Source organism: Pseudomonas sp. JR33AA, assembly GCF_021378985.1.
In the GTDB taxonomy this organism is placed as follows: Bacteria; Pseudomonadota; Gammaproteobacteria; order Pseudomonadales; family Pseudomonadaceae; genus Aquipseudomonas; species Aquipseudomonas alloputida.
The window spans coordinates 83,122-98,681 of sequence record NZ_JAJSAW010000006.1 but is presented as its reverse complement, the minus strand read 5'-3'; the positions used below and the strand labels follow the sequence as shown (position 1 = coordinate 98,681).

Here is a 15,560-nt window from a genome sequence, read left to right as displayed (position 1 = left end):
CAGCCCGTACCTGAAGGGATTGAGTGACCTCAGTTCACAGCTTCACCCTTGGGCTGTGCCGCCACATACCCGCGGCTCACCCACCAGCCAAACCCGGCCGCGGTGAAGAACATGATCAAGCTGTACAACGCAGCCGGCACGGCCATGGTCGCGTTGTTGAGCAGCGAAGGGCTCAACGCCAGGGCAATCGCCAAGGTCCCGTTATGGATGCCAATCTCCATACCAATGGCAATCGCCTGGCGCTTGGGAATGTTCAACAGGCGCGGCACCCAATAGCCCACCGTCAGGCTCAGCAGGTTGAACAGCAGCGCCGCCAGGCCCACCACCGGTGCGTACTCGACCACTGTCTGCCAGTCCTTGGCCAATGCCAGGACGATAGTGAAGGCCAGGAACAGCGCAGCCACCAGCTTCATCGGTTTCTCCATGCGTGCAGCGAACGCCGGGGCGAAATGGCGAATCAGCATGCCCAGCGCTACCGGCAGCAAGACGATGGCGAACACCTGCATGACCTTGGCGAACTGCAGTGGAATAGCCTGGTCCGAGGCCATGAACCAGCTCAGCGACAGGTTCACCAGCAACGGCATGGTCAGGATCGCGATCAGTGAGTTGACCGCCGTCAGGGTGATGTTCAACGCCACATCACCGTGGGCCAGATGGCTGAACAAGTTGGCTGTGGTACCGCCCGGCGAAGCAGCCAGCAGCATCAACCCCACTGCCAGGGCAGATTCCAGGCCAAAGCCGTTGGCAATCAGGAAACACACCAGCGGCAACAGCAGGATCTGGCACACCAGGCCCACCACCACGGGCTTTGGGTACTTCACCACGCGAGCGAAGTCAGCCAGCGTAAGCGACAAGCCAAGGCCAAGCATGATGATGCCCAGGGCAAGCGGCAGAAACGCAGTGAGCAGGGGCGAGGCGGTCATGAATGGTATCTCGGGCGAAGGACCTGAAGCAGTGTAGGTCGGCCTGGATTGATAGCTAATTGCAAAGGGCCAGCTCTTGGTAACCGTTTGTTACCACGCGCAGCGGCTGGCGAGGCTGCATGCCGCATTGCAGCACGCATGCAGGCGAAGTAGCATTCCTTTTTTACCTTAGGATTAGCCCGATATGCCGTTCCAGCAAGGTCTGCTTGCCACCCCGGTGCCGGCCCACGCCCGTCACCTGTTCTTCACCCTGCAGTCGCCCGAGGCGTTGTCTGCCGCTCTGGATGCCTTGCTGCCGCAGGTCGATGGCGAACAGTTGCTGCTGGGCGTAGGCGCCCCGCTGGCCAAGGCCCTGGGCCGGGAAATACCAGGCCTGCGCCCGTTCCCGCTGCTGGATGCCGCAGTGGAGAACCCCAGCACCCAACACGCCCTGTGGCTGTGGCTGCGTGGCAACGAACGCGGCGACCTGCTGTTGCGCGCCCAGGCCCTGGAGCAGGCACTGGCACCCGCTCTGTGCCTGGCCGACAGCGTTGATGGCTTCCTGCACCGGGGTGGCCATGACCTTACCGGTTATGAAGACGGTACCGAAAACCCGGTAGAAGAAGAGGCGGTGCAAGCGGCCATTGCCGCGGATGGCTCCAGCTTTGCCGCGTTCCAGCTGTGGAAGCACGACCTGGAATACTTCAAGTCGCTGCCTCAGGCTGACCAGGACAACATCATCGGCCGCCGCTTGAGCGATAACGAAGAACTCGACGACGCCCCCGAGTCCGCGCACGTCAAACGCACCGCCCAGGAAAGCTTTGAACCCGAGGCGTTCATGGTCCGCCGCTCGGTATCCTGGGCCGACCAACGCGGCGCCGGCCTGGCGTTCGTCGCCCTGGGCAAGAGTTTCGAGGCTTTCGAGGTGCAGCTGCGGCGCATGAGCGGCCTGGAAGACGGCATCATCGATGGACTGTACCGCTTTAGCCGCCCGCTGACCGGTGGCTACTATTGGTGCCCACCGATGAGCGGGACGGGTGTCGATCTGAGCCCGTTGCTGGGGCTTGATCACTAAACATCCAGATACAGAAACCCACCCAGGCGAGCGACAGAGCGGCTAGGCTTGAAAGTTTCCCATTCATGACGGGAGATTTTCCGTGTACGCACGTCGTGAAGTCCTACGCGCAGGTGCCACATTGGGGTTGCTGGCCGCCGCCAGCCCTTGGCTGCACGCTGCCGTGCCGGCGGGTTTGCTGGCCCGTAAAGTCCCGTCCACCGGTGAAGCGTTGCCGGTGATCGGTGCCGGTACTTCGGGCAGTTTCGAGGTAGAAACTGGTTCGCCCCAATACCTTCAGCTCAAAACGCTGCTCAAGGCATTTTTCGAAGGCGGCGGCCGGGTGATCGACACCTCGCCCAACTACGGGGGCGCCGACAGCATTCTTGGCCGGTTGCTGGAGGAGGGCGGTTGGCACCGCCAGTGCTTCCTTGCCACCAAGATCGCCGCCAATAGCCGGGCTGAAGCCCAAGCGCAGTGGGCCGGCAGCCTGAAGAACCTGCGCACCGACAAGGTCGATTTGCTGCAGGTTCACAACCTGCGCGACTGGCAGACCCAGCTGCCTTATGCCCGCGAACTGAAGCAGCAGGGCGGGACACGTTACGTCGGCATCACCCATTACCTGAACAGTGGCCACGACGATGTCGCGCGCATCGTGCGAAGCGAGCCGCTGGACTTCATCCAGATCAACTACTCGGTCAACGCCCCCGACGCCGCCCGCGAATTGCTACCGTTGTGCCACGACAAGGGCGTTGCGGTGTTGATCAATCGGGCCTTCGACGATGGCCGGCTGTTCGCCCGCGTCCAGGGTCAGGCCTTGCCTGGCTGGGCCGCCGAAGCTGGCATTGGCAGCTGGGCACAGCTGTTTCTCAAATTCGCCATCAGCCACCCGGCAGTGACCACGGTCATACCTGCTACCGGTAAGCCTGACCGTCAGCTCGATCATCTCAAGGCCGGGCATGAGCCACTGCTCACCCAGGCGCAGCAACAGGCGCTGATCACGCAGTTTGCCTGACACCATGCAAGCCTGGCGGCGGCGCCTGGATCAAGGGCTGAACATCCAGCCTGGTGAAGGGCCGGCGGTGATCGCCGCCTTGCTGCTGTTCTACCTGCTGTTCACCGGTTACTTCATGCTGCGCCCGGTGCGCGAGACCATGGGCGTTGCCGGTGGCGTGGAAAACCTGCAATGGCTATTCACCGGCACCTTCATTACCACGTTGGCGTGCCTGCCGCTGTTTGGCTGGCTGGCATCCCGGGTGCGCCGCAGGCATATCCTGCCCTGGACCTATGGTTTTTTCGCCAGCAACCTGTTGCTGTTCGCGGCACTGTTAGCCAGTAATCCTGACGATCTCTGGACCGCCCGGGCATTCTATATCTGGCTGTCGGTGTTCAATATGCTGACGATCTCGCTGGCCTGGAGCGTGCTCGCCGATCTGTTTTCCACCGCCCAAGGCAAGCGGCTGTTCGGCCTGCTGGCAGCGGGGGCCAGCCTGGGCGGGCTCAGCGGCCCCCTGCTGGGCACCTTGCTGGTGGCGCCGCTCGGCCATGCCGGGTTGCTGGTGCTGGCTGCGGTACTTCTGCTGGGCAGTATCGGCGCGACCTTGTTCCTGCAGCGGTGGCGAGCACGCCAACCCATTGCGGTGCAAACCGAACATCAGGACTCGCGGCCACTGGGTGGCAACCCGTTTGCCGGCGCCATCGCCGTCCTGCGCTCGCCCTATCTGCTGGGCATTGCTTTGTTCGTGGTGTTGCTGGCCAGCGTCAGCACATTCCTGTACTTCGAGCAGGCGCGGATTGTCAGCGAAACCTTCACTGACCGCACCCGGCAGACACAGGTGTTTGGCCTGATCGACACCGTTGTGCAGGCCCTGGCCATCCTCACCCAGGTCTTTCTTACCGGGCGCCTGGCGCGTCGGCTGGGTGTCGGTGTGTTGCTGGTTGCGGTGCCGCTGGTGATGGCTGCAGGCTTCTTGTGGCTGGCACTGGCTCCGGTGTTCGCCCTGTTCGTGGTGGTGATGGTGGTGCGCCGGGCAGGCGAATACGCGCTGGTACGGCCAGGGCGGGAGATGCTGTTCACCGTGCTACCTGCCGAGGAAAAGTACAAAGCCAAGAACTTCATCGACACGGTGGTCTACCGTGGCGGCGATGCGCTGAGCGGCTGGGTCAAGCGTGGGCTGGACATCATGGGCGAGCACCCGCAATTGGCGATGCTGATCGGCGCGCTGCTTGCCGTGGGCTGGGCCGCGACGGGCGGCTGGCTGGGCCGGCGCCAGGCGCGCCTGGAGAGCCCGCCGCACCACTGACACGCGCGCCAAATATGGCGATGCCGCTTATTTAATGCCACCGGTCCGAACCCTTCGTAATAAAGCGAATCTGCCGATATCGCCGAACTCCGAATCTGTGTACGGCGTCTTGCCGTGCATTCCGAAGTCATATGAGGTTTGAACACCATGGCCACTAAAGACAACAGCCGCAGCGGCAATCAACAAGGCAGCCAAGGCGGTAACAAGAACCCAGGCAATTTCGCCAATGACCGTGAAAAAGCTTCCGAAGCCGGTCGCAAGGGCGGCCAGTCCTCGGGCGGCAGCACGTCCAACGACCGCGAGTCGGGTCACAAGGGCGGCCGTTCGTAACTGACCAAGACGCAGTGCCGGGGTAACCTGGCACTGCAATTATCCAAAGGGGTACTCCATGCGACTGACTCCACTGATCATTCTGATGGGCTCGCTGAGCTTGGTTGGCGGCTGTTTCGACCGCGACAATGACCACCCCGGCAAAGATTCCGACCCTAGCAAGCCTTCGCTGCAAATGCAGCAACCTGATTCCAAGCCTGCACCGCAGCCTGCGCCCGACCCCGAGCCGATGCCGGGGCAAAAGCCGAACGCGTAAGTAGACACAAGGAGCACGGCATGACGGTGATGAACCGCAACACCGCAGGCGCTGCGCGAGTGGCCACCGTATCGACCAGCCTGAGACAACGTTACCAAGCAATGCTCGCAGGCCAGGAGGCTGGCAGCGCCTCATGGCTGGAGGAACAACTGGCGGGTGCCGCGAACATGTCGGATAACTTGCCCGACACACCATCGGAGTTGGCTGCCTGGAGCAGGGAGCATGCTGCCGAAGTTGCCAAGGCCTACACCGATTACCGGACGCAACGCCGTGAAGGCATGCCACGGCGTTACTTTTCCAACCGCGCACACGCTTTGTGGTTCCTGCAACAGGTTGCGCCGACCAAGTCCGTGGACGGCGCCTGGCTGCAGGGCACCCTGCATCACTGGCGCGATCCACGTTACCACGGGCTGATTCGCACTTACCTGGAAGAGCTCGGCAACGGTGACCCACGCTGCAACCATGTGCTGATCTATCAGCGTCTGCTTGGCCGCCTGGGTTGCATGGAGGCCATGCCCCTGGATGACACGAGGTATCTGCAAGGGGCCCTGCAACTTGCCCTGGGGCAGCATTGCGACACTTATCTGCCGGAGGTGATTGGCTACAACCTCGGCTATGAGCAGCCACCGCTGCATCTGCTGATCACCACGTACGAGCTGGCCGAACTGGGCATCGACGGGCAGTATTTTCAGCTACACGTAACCATCGACAATGCCGCCAGCGGCCATGCCCGCCTGGCAATTCAGGCCCTGAACCAGCTAAGCCCCCCGCATGACCCACAGGGGTTCTACGCCAGGGTGCGCTTAGGCTACCGCCTGAATGACCGGGGTATCACCACACCAGACCTCATCGGCCAGTTCGACCTGCAAGGCGAATTGTTTGCGGCCCTGGAACGCAAGCGGGTCTATGGCCAGTTGATGCATGCCGACCATTGCCGCCTGCAGCAGCGCACGATCAATCAATGGCTGGCCGAGCCGGGTGCCATGCCCACATTCGTTGCCGCATTGCAGGCTCAGGGTTGGATCCGCAGAGGGCAGCCGCCAGCAGACAGCCGCTGGTGGAGGCTGATCGAGGGGCCGACTGCGGCGATGTTCGGGGTGTTCAGTGCCTATGAAAAACAGCTTTGGCATGACTGGATCGCCGACGATTGGCAGCCGTCCATCCGCCGTGTGTCCCCGGGCAGTTGGGGGCTGCCCGAGGTGCCTGAAGAAATACCAACCGACGCCTTGAATGTGGCCCCCAAGGCCTTGATCCAGAGGATGGCCGGCAACCGCCACGCCACGCCGGACGGCCTGTCAGCCACGCGCGCCTACATTCGCGCAACCGGGCTGTGCCAGGAGGAACCGACTTGATGATGCTCGCTCACAGGCAAATCGAGGCAGATGAGGCGTTATTGCAACTGGGGCAGCGCCTGCGCGCCGATGGATACCACTTTACCTGCGTGACGCCCGCCACTCATGCGCGCGTCAATGCTCGCGAGGGCTGCGGGCAGGCCGGCACCCTGCGCGATGTATTCGGCTGGAGCCGACCTTTCGCCCCAGGTTTGTTGTCGGCAGATCAGTTGCAGTTGCTCGAACGTGCGCAGGCGTTGGTGGCACAGGGTGAACTGCTGACCAGCACGGTACGCTGGTCCAGCCTGGATGAATTATTGCTGCTGCATTCGGCGTTTCCAACCGACGCCAGCGATGCCGTGTTCTTCGGCCCGGACAGTTACCGCTTTGCCCAGGTCATCCAGGATCACCTTCAGCACTGTCCCGCGCGGGTCGAGCATGCAGTGGATATTGGCTGTGGTAGCGGCGTGGGCGCCGTGCTGATTGCCCGCGCCGCGCCGCACGCACAGGTCAGCGCCGTTGACATCAACCCCCTGGCGCTGCGTTATACGGCAATCAATGCAGCCTTGGCAGGAGTGAGTAACCTGTCGGTAGAGCCCAGCGACCTGCTGAACGGTGTCACCGGCACGTTCGACCTGATCGTTGCCAACCCGCCCTACATGCTTGACCCTAGCGCCCGCATCTATCGTCACGGCGGAGGCGTGCTAGGCGCCGACCTGTCACTACGTATCGTGGAGCAGGCTCGCGAACGGCTGAGCCGCCACGGTACGTTGCTGCTGTACACCGGCGTGGCCATTGTAGAAGGCCGCGACGCCTTGCTCGAAGCCATCCGCCTGCGCCTGGCCGGCCCGGATTGGGCCTGGGTGTACCGGGAAATCGACCCCGACGTATTTGGCGAGCAACTGACTGAGCCAGGTTACGAACAGGTCGAACGTATCGCCGCCGTGGCGCTCACCGTTACCCGCAGCCGCTGAGGCAGCATGGTCCGCTCCTGTACGTTCGGCATCGAGGAAGAATACCTGCTGGTGAAACTGGGCTCGGGTCAGGTTTCGGCCACACCGTCACCTGCGGTGATCGGGCGCTGTCGTGAAGCACTTGGCCGCTATTTCGCCCAGGAGATGTTCCGTAGCCAGATCGAGCTGGCGTCGCCGGTGTTCACCAACCTGTATGAAGCGCGTGAGTTCTTCCAGCGCAGCCGTCAGCGGCTGCGCGTGGCATTGGCCGAAGAGGGGATGGGGCCATACGCTGCGGCAAGCCACCCCTGCGCCGCGTGGCTGCGGCAGAAGCCCGCGGCCCACGTGCATTATCAGCAGCTGTTCGATGACTACCGCCATGTAGCAAGGCGTAGCCTGCTCAATGGCCTGCATGTGCACGTTGGCGTACCGCCAGGGTGTGACCGCATGCAACTGATCAACCGCCTTTTGCCCTGGTTACCGTTGTTGCTGGTGTTGAGCACCTCGTCGCCCCTGTGGGCTGGCCAGCCTACCGGGTACATGAGCTATCGCCGCGTGATCTGCGGTGAGTGGCCGCACATGGGCTTGCCCGAAGCATTGCCGGACTGGGCCGCCTACGAACGCTACCGTGCCTTGTTGCAGCGTACCGGTGCACTGGCCGCCGAGGGCGACTTCTGGTGGGCAATCCGGCCTTCGCGGCGCTATCCGACAGTGGAGTTGCGCATCTGCGATGGCTGCCCGAGCCTGGAAGACGTCCTGTGCATTGCAGCATTGTTTCGCCATCTTGTTGAACACAACATTGCCTACCGCCATGACCCGCTGCCTTGCAGCCGCGAGTTGCGCTGGATCGCCCAGGAGAACTACTGGCGTGCCATGCGCCATGGGCGCCACGCTCAATTCATAGGTTGTCACGAGCAGCAACCGGTCACGGCGCAAGGCTGGCTCGCCCAACTGCAGGAGCAGGTACCCATAGACAGCGCGGACGCCGAGCGCGCCTGCCAGCACGCCCTGCACGTGCTGCGCCACGGCACCCATGCCGACCAGCAATTGCTGTGCCTGGCACAGGCCAAGGCAGACGGGCTCGGCAAAGCGCAGGCGCTACGCGCCGTGGTGGCCGCCGGGACTTGCATTTAGCCTGGGTTGACCGACAATGGCCGCGCCCTTTGCAGCCACTCGGAAACACCTGCTCCATGATGCTGATCAAGCAATTCCCCGACATTTCCCTGGATGACACGCTGTTCGTCTTTGCACTTGAGGCCGAGGCGGGCAATGTCTTTACCGAGGTGAACACCGTGTTCACCGGCATTGGCAAGGTCAATGCCGCTATTGCCCTGACCAAGGCGATCGTAACGCGCAGGCCCAAACTTATCGTCAACCTGGGCTCGGCTGGCAGCCAGCGTCATGGCAGGGGCGAAGTCGTGTGCTGTAACCGCTTCGTCCAACGCGACATGGATGTGACCGCGCTGGGTTTTGCTCGCTATGAAACGCCCTTGTCCGATACCCCGGTGATGCTCGAGCACGGGGTGGCAATTCCCGGCCTGGCTTTGGAAACCTGTGGCAGCGGTGACAGCTTCGAGATCAACCATGGCGACGCGCCTTACGACGTGGTCGACATGGAAGCCTACGTGCTGGCATTGATCGCGCGTGGCGAAGGTATTCCATTTGTGTGCCTGAAATACATTTCCGATGATGCCGGCAGCGATGCCGCGGCGGACTGGGCGGTGCAAGTGCACCTGGCGGCCGAGGCGTTCAAGCGGGTGTTGTTCAGCCAGGTGTGACGGTTGCCGCAGGGCAGGGCAGCTAAACCTTTGTCGCCCGGCGCAGTCACTTCTGGTATCAGCAGGCAACCCTGGGAGTACCCTCATGGCTCGCGCAATCTGGAAAGGCGCCATCAGTTTTGGCCTTGTGCACATCCCCGTGGCACTTAACACCGCCGTGCGCACCGAGCGCGTGGACTTCGACTGGCTGGACAAGCGCAGCATGGAGCCGGTCGGCTACAAGCGGGTGAACAAGGTGACCGGCAAGGAAATCGACAAGGACAATATCGTCAAGGGTGTAGAGTTCGAGAAGGGCCGCTATGTGGTGATCAGTGAGGAGGAGATCCGCAAGGCCCGTCCCGAAGCGACCCAGACAATCGATATCTTTTCCTTTGTGGAAGCGGGCGATATTCCGCTGCAGCATTTCGATACGCCCTACTATCTGACCCCGGACCGCCGTGGCGGCAAGGTGTATGCCCTGCTGCGCGAGACGCTGGAAAAGACCGGCAAGGTGGCACTGGCCACCGTGGTATTGCATACCCGGCAGCACCTGGCGCTGCTGCGGCCGCTCGACGATGCGCTGGTGATGATCACCTTGCGCTGGCCTGAAGAGGTGCGCGGGCTGGAAACGCTGGAGTTGGATTCCAGTGTGACCGACAGCAAGGTGGAGAAGCGTGAACTGGAGATGGCCAAGCGCCTGGTAGAGGACATGAGCGGGCCCTGGAAGCCTGAGGATTATCATGACGCCTTCCGCCAGACGATCATGGACCTGGTGGAAGAGAAGGCCAGCAAGGGCAAGATCGAGGCGGTGGAAAAGGGCGACACAGGCGGGGCCGAGAAAGGTGCAGATATCCTCGACCTTACCGAGTTGCTCAAGCGCAGCCTAGGCGGCAAGAAACCGGTGAAGAAGACGCGCAAGGCTTCCTGAGCAAGGTTTCGCCACCCCTACACACAGCATCAGACCTGCGCCTGCAATCCGGCCAGGTAATCACCAAACCCCTCGCGGGCGCGGCTGTCCCGTCGACTGCTGGTGGCCACACTGTGTCTGGCGGTCCAGACGATCTGGGCGCCGCTGGCCTGCAGGGCGCTGACCAGTTGCACATCTTCATGCGCCGCGAGGGGCTGGAAGCCACCCACGCGCTCGTAGGCCTCGGCACATACACCCAGATTTGCACCGTGCACATGCCGATGCCCTTCGCACGCCTGGTAGCGGCTCCGGTACAACTTGCGCAGCGCGGCTGTCTGCCAGGTTTGCCAGGACTCGACATGCACTGTGCCGCACACCACCTCGGCGCTACAGGCCAGCTGCGACAGCAGCCAGTGTGCCGGGACCTGGCTGTCGGCATCGGTGCACGCCAACCACGTGGCGCCTCGCTCGACCATGTGCGCCGCGCCCACGCGACGCGCCATGCCGACATTACCGGCGTCCACCTCCAGTATGTGTACACCGAATCGCCGTGCCACGGCGCCGCTGCCGTCACTGCAGCGGTCCAGTACCACCAGCACTTGCACGTGCAGGCCGGACTGCTGCGCCTGCCGGGCCGCGATCATCACCGCCCGCAGGCATCGCCCAAGGCGGCGGGCTTCGTTATGCGCCGGGATGACAACAGCAATCATGCGCACGTCTCATCGAGGTCGACAACGCTTGGCTGGCAGGACCAGTACTCCAGCACGAAGTCCGCCTCCTCATGCCGGAACTGTTGATGCAGCGGCAAATGCCGGGTCAACATGCGGTGCACTTCGCGACCGTCCTGCGGGCAACCTGCGATAGGGTGCTTCCAATGGCAGGCCAGTAGGGCACCGTCGTAGCCAAGGCTGGCCACCGATTGTTCGATCACCTGCAGCCAGTCGGTGGGATCAAGGTAGTAGCCCACCTCGCTGAGCACGATCAGGTCAAAGCGGCCGCCCGGCCAGTCGCCCGGTAGCCGGCCCAGTTCGACCGAAGCATTATGCACATGGGCCAGGCGTTCACGGGCCAGGCTTACCGCTGTCGGGTCCAGGTCCTGGCACAACAGCTCGGCGCAACGCTCGGCCAGCAGCGCACTGAGCTCGCCATTTGCGCAGGCTGGCTCGAACACGCGCTGATAGCATTGGCGTGGCAGGCTGGCCATCACCAGTTCGCGTTTGCGCTTCTCGTACCAACGGGTGCGAAAGGCCCAAGGGTCTTCATTGGTGGCGTATAGCTGGGCAAAATACTGTGGATCGAGGCTCATGACAGCTCCATTCAAAGGAACACCAGTTCGAAAGGTTGCAGAAGGCAATCCAGCAGGTGCCGCGGTAGCACCGGCGGCTGCTCGCCGTCCGGCTGCAGCTGGCTGACGTGGGCGGCCAAGGCCTTGCGCTTGCGTGCCAGGCGGCTTTCATCGAGCTGCAGGCGGTGCGCTCGGGGCCATGGCAGGCGCGGGTCGTCAGGCTCAGCCCAGTGCCAGGCCCAGACTGGTACCTCTGCTAATTGCACCCCGCGGGTTGCCGCTGCATGCGCAGCGGCGCGGCCAACGGCCTCGTGATCGCAATGGCCATCACTGCGCCAGGTGGCCATCAGCAGGTCATCGGGTCGCAGTAACTGGGTGAGGTGGCTGGCCAGAAACGCTTCTTCGCGGGGCAACTGGCCGTCCTTCAGGTGCAGCCTGCGCCAGTCCAGGCGTTCAAGGTCCAGATCGAGCTGTTGCAGGGCCTGTCGGCTTTCCTGCGGGCGCTGGCGGCGCAAGCGATGTTCGGTCCAGTGGCTGGAGCCCGGATGGCTGCCTTCGCCGTCGGTGGCAGAGACCAGCACCAGCTCATCCTCGCGTCCTTTGAAGCCTGCCAGCAGGCCGCCGGCCATGAGAATTTCGTCATCCGGATGCGGCGCAATCAATACCAGCCGGCGCCCCGGCGGGCACAATTGGCGTGAGTCGAGCCAGGTTGCACGCGCCAGATGCGCGCTGTGCTGCCAGGCTGCCCAGGGCGTGCCAACGGCGGCCTGGATCAGGTTCTGGCTCATAGTTGCCACACCCCGGCTGGCAATTGGGCCAACTGCTGGCCCAGCATCGCCAGATCACGCTCGGCGTGACTCTGACGCAGGAACACCGGCAGGTCGGCGCTCAGCCGGGCAAAATGACTGCTGCGACAGAACGGCGTGGCCCCCAACGCACGACCGACGTGGCTGATAACCTGCTCTACGGCTTGTTCTACCTGTGCGCGGGTACGGCGAACTTCGAAACTGGCATCCACACCGGGCTGTTGGTCGATCCACGCAGCACATTCACGCAGTGATGCGCGGGCGCCATGCAGCGCAGCATCCACGGCGCCCAGATGCGCATCGGCATGCGGGTCTGGGCGGGGGTTGCGGCAATGTTCACGCAGGTAATCCGCCAGCGCTTCGGCCGCGCCGTACCAGCAGGCGGCGATACCCGCACCGCCTTGCCAGAAGCCAGGGCGCGAGAGGTATTGACCTGGCGTGCCGATGAGCGTGCCTGGGGTCTCGTTGAATGCCACCTCTACACTGGCGGTAGTGGCCATGCCAACGGCCTGCCAATGTTCGATGTTCAGGCCCTGGCTTGGTTGTGACAGCTCGATTGCCACCAGTTGCGGCTGCTGCGCCTCATCCCAGGCGGTAATCAGCGCGCGATCGATCTGCAAGGCACCTGAACACCAGGCCTTGATGCCGTTCAGGCGCACCTGGTCGCCCTCACGCCCCGTGATGTGGACCCGTGCATCGGGCGGCTCTGCTGCCCATACGCCCCAGATGCCGTCGTTGGCGTGGTGCGCGGCGCCGCATTCCGCCAGGATCGCCAAGGCATCGGTATGGCCCTCATAGAGCTTGGCCAGCGCCAGGTCGCAGCCGGCAACCCGTGCCAAGGTCTGCCAGCGACGCAAGGTGTTGCCTTGCCCCGGCAACGGTAGTAGGTCGAGGTGATCAGCTTGCAACGCCTGGATCAGTTGCGGCAATTGGGTATCGAGGTTGAGCGGTAGCTGGCGTTCGCCGAAGGTGCGCAACAGGCGGTCAAGGGTGGTCAGGTTGAAGTCCTGAACGATGCTCATGGGCGGGGCTCCCAGGTCGTGTCCAATCGCAGGGGTGTCATCACTTGAGCCCTAGCTGCTTGCGCATGCGCGCGGTGATCGACTGGCGTACCTTGCCCATGTCGGCCCAAGGGTCGTCGACCTCCGTCAGGCGCTCGCGCAGGTTGGTGATGTTCCATTGGTTGGCGGCTTTTATCTGCGTTAGCTCCTCACGCCAGACGGGTACCGATACAGGTAGCCCGTCACGGGCACGCAGTGAATAGGCGCACGCCGTGGTGGCGCCCTTGCCATTGCGCAGGTAGTCGATGAAGATTCGCCCCACGCGATTTTTCGGCCCTGACACCGCGCTCAGGCGCTCCGGAAACAGTTTGGCCAGGTAGCTGACGATGGCGTGGCTGAAGTCCTTGACCTCGTCCCAGCCGGCTCGCCGGGTCAAGGGCACGACCACGTGCATACCCTTGCCACCACTGGTTTTCAGGAACACCTTCAGGCCCAGTTCGTCCAGCAGGGTGAGGGTCAGTTGGGTCGCCTCCACCATCGCCTTCCAGGGCAGTGCAGGGTCAGGGTCCAGGTCGAGCACAAAACGGTCCGGTTTGTCGAAATCCTTGTCTGTGGCGTTCCAGGTGTGCAGTTCCAGCATGTTCATCTGCACCGCGCCCAGCAGCGTGTCCGGGCGATTGATGACCATCGCCGCCTGGCCTGCCTCGGCCTTTTCATAGCTGAGGACGTTGGGTATGTGCAGCTGGCCTGCGTTTTTCTGGAAGAACAGCTCGCCGCCCAAGCCGTCCGGGGCGCGCACCAAGGCCACCGGGCGGTGCTTGAGCTGGGGCAGGATCCACTGGCTGATGCCGGCGTAGTACTCGGCGACCTCGCGCTTGGTCACACCCGTGGTGGGATCAATGACCCGGTCGGGGTGGGTCAGGCGCAGTTCACCCAGGTGTTCGGAGGCCTTGGCCTGCGCGCTACGGTTGGATACAGTCTTTGCGGGCATGGCACGCTCCAGGTCAATGGCGGTTGCCGCCTTGTCATCGCGCAGGCCGTGGAACACTGAATGGCGCACGATGCCGTCACGGGTCATCTGGGCATAGGCGACTTCCGCCAACAGCTGTGGCCTCAGCCAGTGCACACCACGCGCTTCGGCTCCGGCAGGCGGCGAGGGCAACGCTGGGCTGGCGATTTCCAGGGGCTTGAGCCGCGCGTGGATGCTGGCCAGTGTCGTGGTATTGAACCCGGTACCTACCTTCCCGGCATAGCGCAGCTCGCCACTGTCATTGTCGTGCAGGGCCAGCAGCAGGGCACCGAAGCTGCTGCGGCTGCCTTTGGGGTCGGTGTAGCCAACGATCACGAATTCCTGGCGTTGCTTGCACTTGAGCTTGATCCAGTCTGGGCTACGGCGGCCGCTGTAAAGGCTGCCAGCTCGCTTGCCGATAAGGCCTTCCAGCTTCAGCCGGCAGGCACTGTCGAGCAGTGACTCGACAGGTTGGTCGAAGTCAGCGGAGTACTTGATGACGTCCGAATGGTTGTGCTCAAGCAGTTGGCGCAATGCCTCGCGGCGCGCCTCTAGCGGTACCTGCCGCATGTCTTGACCGCCCAGAAATGGCAGGTCGAACAGGTAATAGGTGATGCGTTCGTCGTGCTCGGTATCGAAGGCGTTCTGCAACGCCTGGAAATCAGCCATGCCATTGTCATCGGCCACCACCATTTCGCCATCGAGCCAGGCCGAGTCGATGCCCAGTGCGCGCAGGGCGGCAACCTGTCGGGGCATCTTGCTGCTCCAGTCATGGCCGTTGCGGGTGAACAGGCGGATGTCCTGGCCCTCGATGCGGGCCAGGATACGGTAGCCATCGAACTTGACTTCGTAGTGCCAGTCACCGCTGGGTGGAGCGTCCACCAGCGTGGCCAGTTGTGGCTGTAGCTGTGCCGGCAAGGGTGCCGCTTGAAGGTTGCCGGGGCGCTTACGGCTGCTGCGCGTTGTTGCGGCTTTGGGTGCAGCGAGTTTGCGTGGCACCAGCGTACGATCGCTGAGCACGCTGTCAGGCAGGGCTTCGACAATGCTGTACTCGGCTTCGCTGCGCGCCTGGGCGTCGTGCGACTTGACCAGCATCCATTGCTCTTTCTTGCCGGCCAGGTGGGTGCGAAACAGGTTCCACACCCCGCCTAGCTTCTCGCCCTGCAGGCGGAAACGCAGCTTGCCCTTGGCGTAGGCTTCATTCGCATCGCCTTCAGGCTCCCAGATACCGCGGTCCCAGACGATCACATCGCCTGCGCCATAGTGGCCTTCAGGGATATGACCCTCGAAATCGGCGTAGTCCAATGGGTGGTCCTCCACATGCACTGCCAGGCGGCGCACCTTGGGGTCCAGCGACGGGCCTTTGGGGATCGCCCAGCTTTTCAGGGTGCCGTCGAGTTCCAGGCGGAAGTCGTAGTGCAAGTGACTGGCGTCGTGCTTCTGGATGCAGAACTGCAGCGCATGGGCCCGCTTGCCACGGCTGCGCTTGCCGCTGGGCTCGGGCGTGGCGTTGAAGTCGCGCTTGCGCGCATATTCCTGCAGGGGCTTGGCCATAGGGGGCTCCGGGCAGATCACAGTCTCTAACGTGGGAGGTGCTGGCCGAGGCGGTAGTTCAAAAAACTCTGAATCTTCCGTGAGCTGGCGTAGTCGACCGAATGAAGCCACC

At 63.1% G+C, this 15,560-nt stretch carries 16 protein-coding genes; 10 read left to right on the top strand and 6 right to left on the bottom strand.

Translation table 11 applies throughout. The features are described 5' to 3' along the window. Positions 1 to 29: 29 nt before the first annotated feature. On the bottom strand, positions 30 to 923 hold the full coding sequence (locus LVS58_RS12050; RefSeq protein ID WP_233691257.1) for a bile acid:sodium symporter family protein: 894 nt from the start codon (positions 921 to 923) through the stop codon (positions 30 to 32). Between the two features lie 184 nt (positions 924 to 1,107). On the opposite strand from LVS58_RS12050, the gene LVS58_RS12045 reads away from it, so the two are divergent. From LVS58_RS12045 to ku, 10 genes are all read left to right on the top strand, one after another. Beyond that, on the top strand, positions 1,108 to 1,977 hold the full coding sequence (locus tag LVS58_RS12045) for a Dyp-type peroxidase (RefSeq protein WP_233691256.1): 870 nt from the start codon (positions 1,108 to 1,110) through the stop codon (positions 1,975 to 1,977). A gap of 82 nt (positions 1,978 to 2,059) precedes the next feature. Beyond that, positions 2,060 to 2,971, top strand: coding sequence for an aldo/keto reductase (locus LVS58_RS12040; protein ID WP_233691255.1), 912 nt, complete (start codon positions 2,060 to 2,062; stop codon positions 2,969 to 2,971). Positions 2,972 to 2,975: 4 nt separating this feature from the next. Further along, on the top strand, positions 2,976 to 4,259 hold the full coding sequence (locus LVS58_RS12035) for an NTP/NDP exchange transporter (protein WP_233691454.1): 1,284 nt from the start codon (positions 2,976 to 2,978) through the stop codon (positions 4,257 to 4,259). A gap of 147 nt (positions 4,260 to 4,406) precedes the next feature. Then, the gene (locus tag LVS58_RS12030) at positions 4,407 to 4,589 is read left to right on the top strand and encodes a KGG domain-containing protein (RefSeq protein WP_233691254.1); all 183 of its coding nucleotides are present in this window, start codon (positions 4,407 to 4,409) and stop codon (positions 4,587 to 4,589) included. Between the two features lie 58 nt (positions 4,590 to 4,647). After that, positions 4,648 to 4,845: a hypothetical protein gene (locus LVS58_RS12025; RefSeq protein WP_233691253.1), complete on the top strand. Its 198-nt coding sequence runs from the start codon at positions 4,648 to 4,650 to the stop codon at positions 4,843 to 4,845. Between the two features lie 20 nt (positions 4,846 to 4,865). Next, positions 4,866 to 6,197 (top strand): iron-containing redox enzyme family protein, encoded by a 1,332-nt coding sequence (locus LVS58_RS12020; RefSeq protein WP_233691252.1) that lies wholly within the window; start codon positions 4,866 to 4,868, stop codon positions 6,195 to 6,197. Further along, positions 6,197 to 7,150 (top strand): methyltransferase, encoded by a 954-nt coding sequence (locus LVS58_RS12015; RefSeq protein WP_233691251.1) that lies wholly within the window; start codon positions 6,197 to 6,199, stop codon positions 7,148 to 7,150. The genes LVS58_RS12020 and LVS58_RS12015 overlap by 1 nt, the downstream gene beginning before the upstream one ends. Positions 7,151 to 7,156: 6 nt before the next feature. Next, entirely contained in the window at positions 7,157 to 8,263 is a 1,107-nt protein-coding gene (locus tag LVS58_RS12010) for a carboxylate-amine ligase (RefSeq protein WP_233691250.1), read from the top strand. Between the two features lie 56 nt (positions 8,264 to 8,319). Beyond that, positions 8,320 to 8,907, top strand: a complete 588-nt coding sequence (locus LVS58_RS12005; protein ID WP_233691249.1) for a phosphorylase family protein — start codon at positions 8,320 to 8,322, stop codon at positions 8,905 to 8,907. 85 nt (positions 8,908 to 8,992) lie between these two features. Beyond that, positions 8,993 to 9,814: a non-homologous end joining protein Ku gene (gene ku, locus LVS58_RS12000; protein ID WP_233691248.1), complete on the top strand. Its 822-nt coding sequence runs from the start codon at positions 8,993 to 8,995 to the stop codon at positions 9,812 to 9,814. 29 nt (positions 9,815 to 9,843) lie between these two features. On the opposite strand, the gene LVS58_RS11995 is transcribed toward ku, so the two are convergent. From LVS58_RS11995 to ligD, 5 genes are read right to left on the bottom strand one after another with little or no spacing between them, the layout of a single operon-like run. Then, entirely contained in the window at positions 9,844 to 10,503 is a 660-nt protein-coding gene (locus tag LVS58_RS11995) for a glycosyltransferase (RefSeq protein WP_233691247.1), read from the bottom strand. After that, positions 10,500 to 11,099, bottom strand: a complete 600-nt coding sequence (locus tag LVS58_RS11990; RefSeq protein ID WP_233691246.1) for a class I SAM-dependent methyltransferase — start codon at positions 11,097 to 11,099, stop codon at positions 10,500 to 10,502. The genes LVS58_RS11995 and LVS58_RS11990 overlap by 4 nt, the downstream gene beginning before the upstream one ends. Positions 11,100 to 11,110: 11 nt before the next feature. Beyond that, positions 11,111 to 11,866, bottom strand: a complete 756-nt coding sequence (locus tag LVS58_RS11985) for a PIG-L deacetylase family protein (RefSeq protein WP_233691245.1) — start codon at positions 11,864 to 11,866, stop codon at positions 11,111 to 11,113. Continuing rightward, positions 11,863 to 12,906 carry an acyl-CoA dehydrogenase family protein gene (locus LVS58_RS11980; RefSeq protein ID WP_233691244.1) on the bottom strand — a complete coding sequence of 348 codons (1,044 nt, stop codon included), beginning with the start codon at positions 12,904 to 12,906 and terminating at the stop codon, positions 11,863 to 11,865. Before LVS58_RS11980 ends, LVS58_RS11985 begins: the two co-directional genes overlap by 4 nt. A gap of 40 nt (positions 12,907 to 12,946) precedes the next feature. Beyond that, positions 12,947 to 15,448, bottom strand: coding sequence for a DNA ligase D (gene ligD, locus LVS58_RS11975; RefSeq protein ID WP_233691243.1), 2,502 nt, complete (start codon positions 15,446 to 15,448; stop codon positions 12,947 to 12,949). Positions 15,449 to 15,560 lie beyond the last annotated feature (112 nt).